Origin of the sequence: Bradyrhizobium sp. G127 (genome assembly GCF_021502575.1) — a bacterium.
In the GTDB taxonomy this organism is placed as follows: domain Bacteria; phylum Pseudomonadota; class Alphaproteobacteria; order Rhizobiales; family Xanthobacteraceae; genus Afipia.
In genome coordinates, this window is the sequence record NZ_JAKFGN010000004.1 from 20,009 (window position 1) to 29,565 (window position 9,557).

Below are 9,557 nucleotides of genomic sequence, written 5' to 3' on the forward strand. Positions count from 1 at the left end.
ATGCTGTCTGTCTTCGTTCCCACCGCCTCCGCTCTGAAGAAGATCGATAATATCGACATCGACGCGCTGCCGTCTGACGCGATCTGGATCGATCTGAAGACGCCGGCACCGGGTGAGGACAAGGCAGTCGAGAAGCTGGTCGGCATCGAAATTCCGACCCGTGAGGACATGCAGGAGATCGAGGCGTCCAGCCGCCTCTATATCGAGAACGGCGCGCGCTACATGACCGCCACGCTGATGTGTGCCGCGGATTCCCAGGCCCCGCGCACCACGCCCGTGACCTTTATCCTCACCGAGCATCGTCTCGTCACCGTGCGCTACGATGAGCCGAAGCCGTTCGCATTGATCGCAGCAAAACTCGCGCGCACCTGTCCCGCCAACATCACCGGCGACGGCATCCTGCTCGAACTGCTCGACGGCGTGATCGATCGCTGCGCCGATATTCTGGAGCGCGCGGGCGCCGATGTGGACAGCGTTTCGTCGCAGATTTTCGAGCCGTCCGCCGAGCGCGGCCATGCGCGGACGTATTCACAAATTCTTCTGACTATCGGCAAGAAAGGCGACCTCACCTCGAAGGTGCGCGAGAGCCTCGTCTCGATCGGGCGCCTGATCTCGTTCGTATTGGTCGAGACCGACACCAGCCGCTGGAGCAAGGAACAGAAGGCGCAGTTCAAGACCCAGCAGCGCGACGTCTCCTCGCTGACAGATCACGCATCCTATCTGTCGAACAAGATAACTTTCGTGCTCGACGCCATGCTGGGCGTGGTGAATCTTGAGCAGAACAACATCATCAAGCTGTTCTCGGTGATGGCGGTCGTGCTGATGCCGCCGACGCTGATTGCGTCGATCTACGGCATGAACTTCAAGTTTATGCCGGAGCTGGAGCATCATTGGGGCTATCCGCTGGCGCTGCTGGCCATGCTGCTTGCGGCGGCGGGACCGTATCTGTTTTTCAAATGGAAGCGGTGGCTGTAGTTATTTCGTGAGCTTGGCGATCGCGGACTTGAGTGACCGCGCCGACTTCTCGTAGTCGGCCCACGCTTTGGCCTTTCCGATTAACCCCGGCACCGTGCGCAGCGTGAATTTCATCGGATCGAGATCGCTGCGCACCTGCGCCCATGTCACCGGCATTGAGACGGGCGCGCCGTCGCGAGCCCGCGGCGAGAGCGGCGCCACCGCTGTCGCCATCCGGTCGTTACGCAGGTAGTCGAGGAAGATTTTTCCCTTGCGCTGCTTCTTGGACATGTTGAGCAGGTAGTGCTCCGGACTGTCCGTCGTCATCTGCTGGCACACTTCCTGGGCGAACGCCTTCGCGGCCTTCCAGTTGATCTTGTCTTTCTTCGCATCCTTCAGTGGTGTGACGATGTGAAGCCCCTTGCCGCCGGTGGTCTTGCAGAAACTTTCCAGCCCGAGCGCGGTCAGCCGCTCGCGCATTTCGCGCGCGGCATCGACGACGGCGGTAAACGCTACGTCGGGCGAGGGATCGAGATCGAAGACCAGACGCCCCGGCACATCCGGCTCACCCGGTGCGCAATTCCACGGATGGAGTTCAAGTCCGCCGATCTGGGCTGCGGCGATAAGGCCCTCAACCCGATCGATCTGCACATAAGGTTTGCGGTCGCCGGAAACTTTCACGAGATCGATCAGGTTCGACATGCCGGCCATGGCATGACGCTGAAAGAACTTCTCGCCGTTGATGCCGTCCGGCGCACGGATGATCGAGCAGGGCCGGCCCTTGATATGGGTTATCAGCCAGTCGCCGACCTGTTCCATATATTGCGCAAGATCGAGCTTGGTCACCGGCTCGCCGTCGCCGCCGTCGGGCCACAGCGTCTTGTCGGGCTTGGAGATGACGACGCCCATCACGGTTGAGCTGCCACTCTTTATGGAAGACGATTTTGCCGCGGCTGCTTTGGAAGTTTTTTGTCTTGAAGACTTGGCCGATGGCTCCGCGATTTTGATTTTAACCGGCTTGTCCGCAATCACTTCGCTGGCCGGCTTGTCCTTGCGCAGCCCCTTGAATGCGGCCTGCCGCACCATGCCCTCGCCGGTGAAGCCCGCGAACTCGATTTCCGCAACCAGTTCGGGCTTCAGCCAATGCATCTCGGAGGTTTGCCTTGGGACGTTCTGGCCGCCGAACGGGCTTTTGGTTGCAGCGTTGGCTTTCAACTCGGGCATGATGCGTTTGACGACCGCCTGTCCGTAGCCGGTGCCGACCACGCCGACATAGGCGAGATGATCGCCGCGCGGCACGCCCACCATCAGCGAGCGGAATTTCCCCGCATTGCTTTTCCAGCCGCCGATGACGACCTCGTGCCCGGCGCGGCACTTCGCCTTGGTCCAGCTTCCGGAGCGGCCGGAACGATACGGCGCCGATGCCTTCTTTGAGACGATGCCTTCGAGCGATAGTTTGCAGGCCGACTGCAGAATGGCGTCGCCGCCGGTCTCGAAATGCTCGACATACCGGATCACGCCTTCGTCCCGCTTGCGCTTGCCATCGAGCAGTGTTCGCAGCCGCTGCTTGCGTTCGGACAGCGGCAGCCTCCGCAGATCCTCTCCGTCGGCGAACAGCAGGTCGAAGGCGAAGAAGATCAAATCGTCCGTCTTGCCGTCGGACAACGCGGCCTGCATCGATGCGAAATCCGGATGTCCATTGTGATCGAGGGCCACGATCTCGCCGTCGATGACGGCGTCAGGGAGTTTGCTTGCTTCCTTCGCGATGGCGGAGAATTTGTCCGTCCAGTCGAGACCCTTGCGTGTCCGGAGCGACGCCTCGCCGTTCTCGATCCGCATCTGGATGCGATAGCCGTCGAACTTGATCTCGTGCACCCAGCCGTCGCCAGCGGGCGGCCGGTCCACCACGGTACAAAGCTCTGGCTCGACAAAGTCAGGCAGCTTCGTGGCCCGCCGGGTGCCTTTCATCCCGGCGCTTTTGGTCGCGACCTTGCTCCTCAGCTGCGCAACAGCGGCTTTTTTTGCGGGCCGCTTCGGTGACTTCGTCGCTGTTTTCTTTTTTCGTTCATCAGCGGCAAGTCCCTCGTTCGAATCCCATACCTGAGCCGCTTTCGCGCGGGTGGAAGCCTTCAGCATGAACGGCTTCGGCGCGCGGCCCTTGCCTTCGGCGATCTGCTCCATCGTGCGTCCTGATGCCGCCGAGGTGTCATCATCGAGGATATCGTTCTTCTTGCCCTCACGGGCGTATTCGTCGCGATGCTTGATCAGCAGCCAGTTGGTGCGTTTGCCGCCGGTGCGATCGTTCTTCATCCGCACCAGCACCCATTCGCCGTGCAGCTTCTCGCCTTCCAGCGCGAATTTAAGATCGCCTTTCTTGAAACCCTTTTCCGGATCGTCCGACAGCCAGTAGCCGCGATCCCACACCATGACGGTGCCGCCGCCATATTGCCCCTTGGGAATGGTGCCTTCGAAATCGCCGTAGTCGAGCGGATGATCCTCGACCTCGACCGCGAGGCGCTTGTCCTTCGGATCAAGCGAGGGGCCGCGCGTCACGGCCCAGGACTTGAACACGCCGCCATATTCGAGCCGCAGGTCGTAGTGCAGGCGGGTGGCGTCGTGCTTCTGAATGACGAAGCGACGCGCCTTGGAAGCGGTTACGGCGACCTTGCCGCTCGGCTCCGAGGTTTTCGTGAAATCGCGTTTTGTCCGATAGGTCTTGAGATTTTTGAGGGCCACGGCACTTCCCCACCACGCAAACGCACGGGGCGGCGCCCCAGGAACCAAAACCCGGCACCGCCGTTGAAGTTCCAATTGTAGGTGTGTTCAGGGCAGGAGACTACTCATGTTGCCGCGTGCGTACTGGAAGGGTTCGCTGAAACTGTCGCTGGTCACATGCCCGGTAGCGCTCTATCCGGCGTCGACCACCGTGGAGCGGACCCGGTTTCATATGATCAACACCGAAACCGGAAACCGGCTGAAGCAGCAGATGGTGGATTCCGAGACCGGAGACGTCGTCGAGAAAGAGCAGAAGGGGCGCGGCTACGAAGTCGCCAAGGGCGAGTACGTGCCCATCGAGAAGGAAGAGCTCGAGGCGGTTCAGCTCGAGAGCAACCACACCATTGACATCGACAATTTCGTGCCGCGCGACGAGATCGACCGGCGCTATCTCGACAGTCCGTATTATCTCGTCCCGGACGGAAAGAGCGGCGTCGACGCTTTCGCAGTGATCCGCGACGCGATGAAGAATCAGGATCGCGTGGCGCTGGCGCGTGTCGTGCTGTCCAATCGCGAGCGCATCGTCGCCATCGAACCGCTTGGCAAGGGACTGCTCGCCACTACCCTGCGCTATGCTTACGAGGTGCGGGACGAGGAAGACTTCTTCGGCGACATCAAGACGCCGAAAATCTCCAGGGACATGGTCGAGCTTGCCTCGCATATCCTCGACACCAAGGCATCGCACTTCGACGCCTCGAAATTCGAGGATGAGTATGAAAACGCGCTCAAAAATCTGGTCAAGCAGAAGGCCGCGGGCAAGACCATCAAGGCGCCGGAGCGTCCCGAGAAAGCCGGCAATGTCATCAATCTGATGGATGCGCTGAAGCAGAGCCTGAAGGGGCGCACGGCTTCGGCGCGTTCACCGCGTGCAGCACCGCGGCGCGCGCCTAAGAAAGCCGCGCGCTCGACGGCGCGGCATCGCAAGGCGAGTTAGGGTATGATGCCGAAAAGTGAGCACCGGTTTCGGAAAGATCATGCCCACATAAATCGTTCACGCAGCCTGCGCCGCGAGCAGTTTCTGGCGAAGCGCCTTGATCTCGCCGGTTAGTTTCACCACCTCCGGAATTGAGAGCGACGTGGAGCAGCCGATCGCGGCCGGAATGCTGAGCGCCTTTTGTTTCAGCGTAGCGCCCTGTGGGGTCAATTGGATGCGGACCACGCGTTCGTCGTCGCGGTCACGCGTCCGGCGCACCATTCCCGCCGCTTCCAGGCGCTTGAGCAGCGGGGTCAGCGTGCTCGATTCCAGCAACAGCTTTTCGCCGATCTCGCCGACGGGGCGATCGTCTTTTTCCCAGAGCACCGCCATCACCAGATACTGCGGATAGGTCAGGCCCAGCGGATCGAGCAGCGGCTTGTAAAGCCGCGTGAAGGCGTGCCCCGCCGAATACAATGCAAAGCACATGAAATTGTCGACCTTCAACAGGTCGTCGGGGTTCAGTTGGCTGGCCATGGCCCATCCTCAAGCGGCGATCCGGCGCGGATCGGTGCCTTATTTAAGGCGTGCACGATTGAATCGCGCAACGCGTTTTTGCAGGGCAGGCATGCGAAATATATATTGCGCGATTATATCGCGCACGATATAAACCACCTCGTTCAATTCATACGGGTCAGCGCGAGGCTGGCCCATCCCACCCCTACGATCATCCCAGGAGACATCCCATGTCCGTGAAAGTTCTGTACCGCACCCAGGCTACTGCCACCGGCGGCCGTGATGGCAAAGCTTCGACCACCGACGGCGCGTTTCAGGTCAGCCTCTCGACCCCGAAGGAACTCGGTGGTGCAGGCGGACCGGGCAATAATCCGGAGCAGCTGTTCGCGGCGGGCTATTCCGCCTGCTTCATCGGCGCCATGAAAGCCGTCGCCGCGCAGGGCGGCCCGAAGGTGCCGGCCGACACCACGGTGACTGCCGATGTCGGCATCGGCCCGCGTTCGGAAGGCGGCTTCGGCCTCGACGTCGCCCTGACGGTTTCGCTGCCGGGTCTGGCCAAGGCTGACGCCGAAGCGCTCGTCGCCAAGGCGCATCAGGTGTGCCCGTATTCCAACGCCACCCGTGGCAATGTCGACGTGAAGCTCAACGTCGTCTGATCGTCGCTCCCCAAATAAAAGAGCGGAGCATCGGCTCCGCTCTTTTCGTTTGCGGAGCTAGGCTCAGACGTGCTGGCCGCCGTTGATGTGAATCTCGGCGCCGTTCACGTAAGAACTCGTTTCCGTGCACAGCACGTAGATGATCTTCGCCACTTCGTCCGGCGTGCCGAGACGGTTCATGGGAATCTGCTCATGCACGATCTTGTCGGTGCCCGGAGACAGGATCGAGGTATCGATTTCACCGGGCGCGATCGCATTGACGCGCACGCCGACGCGACCGAAGTCTGACGCCATCTCACGCGTCAATGAGGCAAGCGCCGCTTTCGATGTTGCATAGGCCGCGCCTGCGAACGGATGCACGCGGGAGCCGGCGATTGACGTGACATTCACCACCGATCCTTTTGCCGCCTTCAGTTCTTCAATGAGGCCGCGTGCCAGCATCACCGGCGCGAAGAAGTTGACGCGAAACACATGGCTCCAGACATCGACATCGGTGTCGATCGAGCCCATCCGCGCGCCGCCGTCGCCCTTCGGCGAAATCGCCGCATTGTTGACCAGCGCATGCAGTGCGCCGCCCTCAAGCCGTTCGCGGATTTCGCCGATGGCGCGGGCGGTGTCCTTGTGATCGGAAAGGTCGACCTGGATGTGATCCTCGGGGCCGGCGTCCCACGGGCACTGCTCGGGAAAGGGATGCCGCGAGCAGGTAATGACGCGCCAGCCCGCGCTGGAAAAGCGGATCACCGTGGCGTGGCCGATGCCACGGCTGGCGCCGGTCAGCAAGAGCGTGCGCTTCGGTGCGTTGGGATCGACGTGCGTTGAAGTCGGCATGGAATGAGGTCTCGCCTTCGGCGTTCGCGTTCGGGGAATCGTTCTACGGATACAGCCGCGTCTTGGCCCAGTCTGCATCCGGCGCGGCGCGCTGGAATTCGATCCGGTCGTGCAGGCGGAAGGGGCGGTCGTGCCAGAACTCGAACCGGTGCGGCGCGATCCGCCAGCCGCTCCAGCCGGGGGGGCGGGGGACCTCGCCGAGGGCATATTTTGCGGCGTTGAGCGCGATGGCCTTCTCGAAGGCCATCCGGCTTTCCAGCGGCTGCGACTGCTTGCTGGCCCAGGCGCCGATCTGCGCCTGCTTTGGCCGGGTGGCGAAATAGGCGTCGGCCTCGGCGTCGGTGACGCGGCTGACGGCGCCGCGGATGCGGACCTGCCGGCGTAGCGATTTCCAGTGGAACAGCAGCGCGGCCTTGGGGGTGGCTGCGAGTTCGCGGCCCTTGGCGCTGTCGATGTGGCTGTAAAACACAAAACCGTCGGCGTCGTAGCCCTTCAGCAGCACCATGCGGACGTCGGGCAGCCCGTCGCCGTCCACAGTGGCCAGCGCCATGGCGTTGGGATCGTTGGGCTCGGACTTCACGGCCTCGGCAAACCACGCGGCAAAAAGCCCGAAAGGCTCTCCGGCGGCGGTGAAATCACCGGAAATTAACTCACCTGGGGTTTTGATGGTTTCTGGACCGTTCATGTCTGGAGTATCCGGTTGCGTATCGTGGCGCCTTTCAGTGCCAAGCGTGTTCTTGAGCGTTCCCTATATAGGGTACGCGAGGGCCGTGGCCTATCGCCGATCGGCCGGCTTGTCACGGCTGCGGCGCTGGTGGCCGTCGGATGCGCCGCAGGCGGCTGCAGCATGGGAAGCATGTTCGGCAAGGAGCCCAAGGCAGACGATACCTCGGATGTCACCGGTTCTATCCCCGTCGTCCGCTCCCATGATGACACCAATCTGACCGATGCCGATCTGGCGCTGGCCCGCAACGCCGCTTCCGACGTGCTGACCCGCGGCCAGAAGGACGTCAGCCAGCCCTGGGAAAATCCCGAAACCGGGGCGCGCGGCTCGGTGACGCCGCTGGCATCGACCTATACCAATGAGGGCCGCACCTGCCGGGATTTCCTGGCGAGTTATGTCCGCGGCGCCAATGAAGGCTGGCTTCAGGGTGAAGCCTGCCAGCAGGGCAAGGGACCCTGGGAAATTCGCCACCTGAAGCCCTGGAAACGAAGTTGAAGGCTTCACAGCGGCCAGAACCGCCGCGCATCGCAGTTTTGAAGCCGCCAAGGGATAAACCGCGTGATAAACCCGTTGCGGGAATGTCACGAAAACCCCAAATGAAGGCAAAGGGCCGTTCGGCCCAAATCTGAATTCCTGTTCTGAATTCCTGCAAGGAGACCTGACGGATGCGCGACCCCTATGAGGTCCTGGGGGTGCAGCGGGGTGCCAGCGCTGCGGCGATCAAAAGCGCCTATCGCAAGCTCGCCAAGAAGCACCACCCCGATGCCAACAAGGGCGACCCGAAAGCGGCCGACCGCTTCGCCGAACTGAACACTGCGAACGAAATCCTCGGCGATGAGGACAAGCGCAAGCAGTTCGATCGCGGCGAGATCGATGCCGAGGGCAAACCGAAGTTTCAAGGCTTTGAAGGCGGCGGCTTTCCCGGCGGCGGCGGTGCGCGCCGCGCAGGGCCGGGCGGCTTCGAATATTCGTTCCACACCGGCGGCGCTCCGGGCGGCGGTTTTTCCGGCGGCGGAGGAGCGTTTGAGGACATTCTCAAGAGCATGTTCGGCGGCCAGGCCGGCGCGGGAATGGGTGGAGGTCCCGGCATGGGTGGCGCGCGCGGCGGCGCGGGCACGTTCGAATACGACACCCCGTTCGCGGCCGATCTCGATCTCGCCGTCACCATGACGGTTGCGCTGGAAGAAGCGGTCAACGGCGCGACGCGGCGCGTGCGGCTGCCGACCGGCAAGGAGCTTAACGTCAAGATTCCGGCGGGCGTCACCGCGGGCCAGCAGATCCGCCTCAAGGGGCAGGGCGAGACTGCGCCCGGTCATCGTCCCGGCGACGTGCTGATCACCGTGAACATCGCGCCGCATCCTTACTTCAAGATCGACGGCAATGACCTGCGGCTCGATCTGCCGATCACGCTCTATGAAGCCGTGCTCGGCGCGCGCGTGCGCGTGCCGACGCTGGATGGCGCAGTGCAGCTCTCGATTCCGAAGAACACGTCGAGCGGCCGCACGTTCCGGCTGAAGGGCAAGGGCATGCCGATCAAGGGCGCGTCGGGCGCGGACAGTTTCGGCGACCTGTTCGCCACCACGCGCATTGTGCTGCCCGATGCCAACGACGCGGAGCTGGAAGCGCTGATGGAAAAATGGCGCGACCATCATCCGACAAATCCGCGCAAGGATTTTGACTGAGGCGAGAAGCAGGTGAGACTATGCCGTCTCTCTGCATTCTCGATTCGATCACGATTTCTCTCCACGTCGTCCCCGCCTGCGCGGGGACGGCGTCGAAAGTATTGAAGCGCTCCGCGTCATTCCAATTCAATTATCAAACAGCCACTTTCGTTTACGCACGCGCAATCGTTCTCGCGCCACGCGCGAGTTTTGCTTTCAGTCGCGCCCCACGAAACAATGAGGGGCATGGAGCGCCGCAAGGCGCAAATGTGTTGGTTCGCTTCCTCTGCGAAAAGGAAGCGCGTCGCCTCACGGCGCTCCACAGACAAGTTTACGCAGTCTGCGCAAGCTTGACTGCTATTTGGCGGCGATTTGTGTCCGGGGGACCGTGCTTCCGGGACAGGACGAGCGCGTATCGCGCCTCCGATCCGGCAGGCTTTCGCCCGCCTTCATCCTGTCCTCGTCCAGCCATCGAAGGCAGAGCCACGTAGTTGGCCCGGACGGTGACCCCCGGCCTCCCGGACGTGTGG

Annotated in this window: 9 protein-coding genes; 5 read left to right on the forward strand and 4 right to left on the reverse strand. The window is 62.2% G+C overall.

Going from position 1 to position 9,557, the window contains the following annotated elements; genetic code table 11:
• Complete coding sequence (locus LVY71_RS22745; protein ID WP_235102231.1) at positions 1–975, forward strand: magnesium transporter CorA family protein; 975 nt, start codon at positions 1–3, stop codon at positions 973–975.
• Here the strand turns inward: LVY71_RS22745 and ligD are convergent, their stop codons facing one another.
• Entirely contained in the window at positions 976–3,690 is a 2,715-nt protein-coding gene (gene ligD / locus LVY71_RS22750; RefSeq protein ID WP_235102232.1) for a DNA ligase D, read from the reverse strand.
• Positions 3,691–3,796: 106 nt separating this feature from the next.
• Between ligD and ku the strand changes: the two genes are divergently transcribed.
• Positions 3,797–4,663, forward strand: coding sequence for a non-homologous end joining protein Ku (ku, locus tag LVY71_RS22755; RefSeq protein ID WP_235102233.1), 867 nt, complete (start codon positions 3,797–3,799; stop codon positions 4,661–4,663).
• Between the two features lie 57 nt (positions 4,664–4,720).
• On the opposite strand, the gene LVY71_RS22760 is transcribed toward ku, so the two are convergent.
• A complete protein-coding gene (locus tag LVY71_RS22760) occupies positions 4,721–5,179 on the reverse strand; it encodes a MarR family winged helix-turn-helix transcriptional regulator (RefSeq protein WP_235102234.1) in 459 nt (152 codons plus the stop codon).
• Between the two features lie 209 nt (positions 5,180–5,388).
• On the opposite strand from LVY71_RS22760, the gene LVY71_RS22765 reads away from it, so the two are divergent.
• Positions 5,389–5,814 (forward strand): organic hydroperoxide resistance protein, encoded by a 426-nt coding sequence (locus LVY71_RS22765; RefSeq protein WP_235102235.1) that lies wholly within the window; start codon positions 5,389–5,391, stop codon positions 5,812–5,814.
• A gap of 63 nt (positions 5,815–5,877) precedes the next feature.
• Here the strand turns inward: LVY71_RS22765 and LVY71_RS22770 are convergent, their stop codons facing one another.
• Together LVY71_RS22770 and pdxH are read right to left on the reverse strand one after the other, a co-directional pair.
• Complete coding sequence (locus tag LVY71_RS22770; protein ID WP_235102236.1) at positions 5,878–6,642, reverse strand: SDR family NAD(P)-dependent oxidoreductase; 765 nt, start codon at positions 6,640–6,642, stop codon at positions 5,878–5,880.
• A 43-nt stretch (positions 6,643–6,685) separates the two neighbouring features.
• Positions 6,686–7,327, reverse strand: a complete 642-nt coding sequence (gene pdxH / locus LVY71_RS22775) for a pyridoxamine 5'-phosphate oxidase (RefSeq protein WP_235102237.1) — start codon at positions 7,325–7,327, stop codon at positions 6,686–6,688.
• Between the two features lie 15 nt (positions 7,328–7,342).
• On the opposite strand from pdxH, the gene LVY71_RS22780 reads away from it, so the two are divergent.
• Both LVY71_RS22780 and LVY71_RS22785 read left to right on the forward strand, forming a co-directional pair.
• Positions 7,343–7,861, forward strand: a complete 519-nt coding sequence (locus tag LVY71_RS22780) for an RT0821/Lpp0805 family surface protein (RefSeq protein ID WP_235102238.1) — start codon at positions 7,343–7,345, stop codon at positions 7,859–7,861.
• A gap of 170 nt (positions 7,862–8,031) precedes the next feature.
• The gene (locus LVY71_RS22785) at positions 8,032–9,048 is read left to right on the forward strand and encodes a DnaJ C-terminal domain-containing protein (RefSeq protein WP_235102239.1); all 1,017 of its coding nucleotides are present in this window, start codon (positions 8,032–8,034) and stop codon (positions 9,046–9,048) included.
• Positions 9,049–9,557 lie beyond the last annotated feature (509 nt).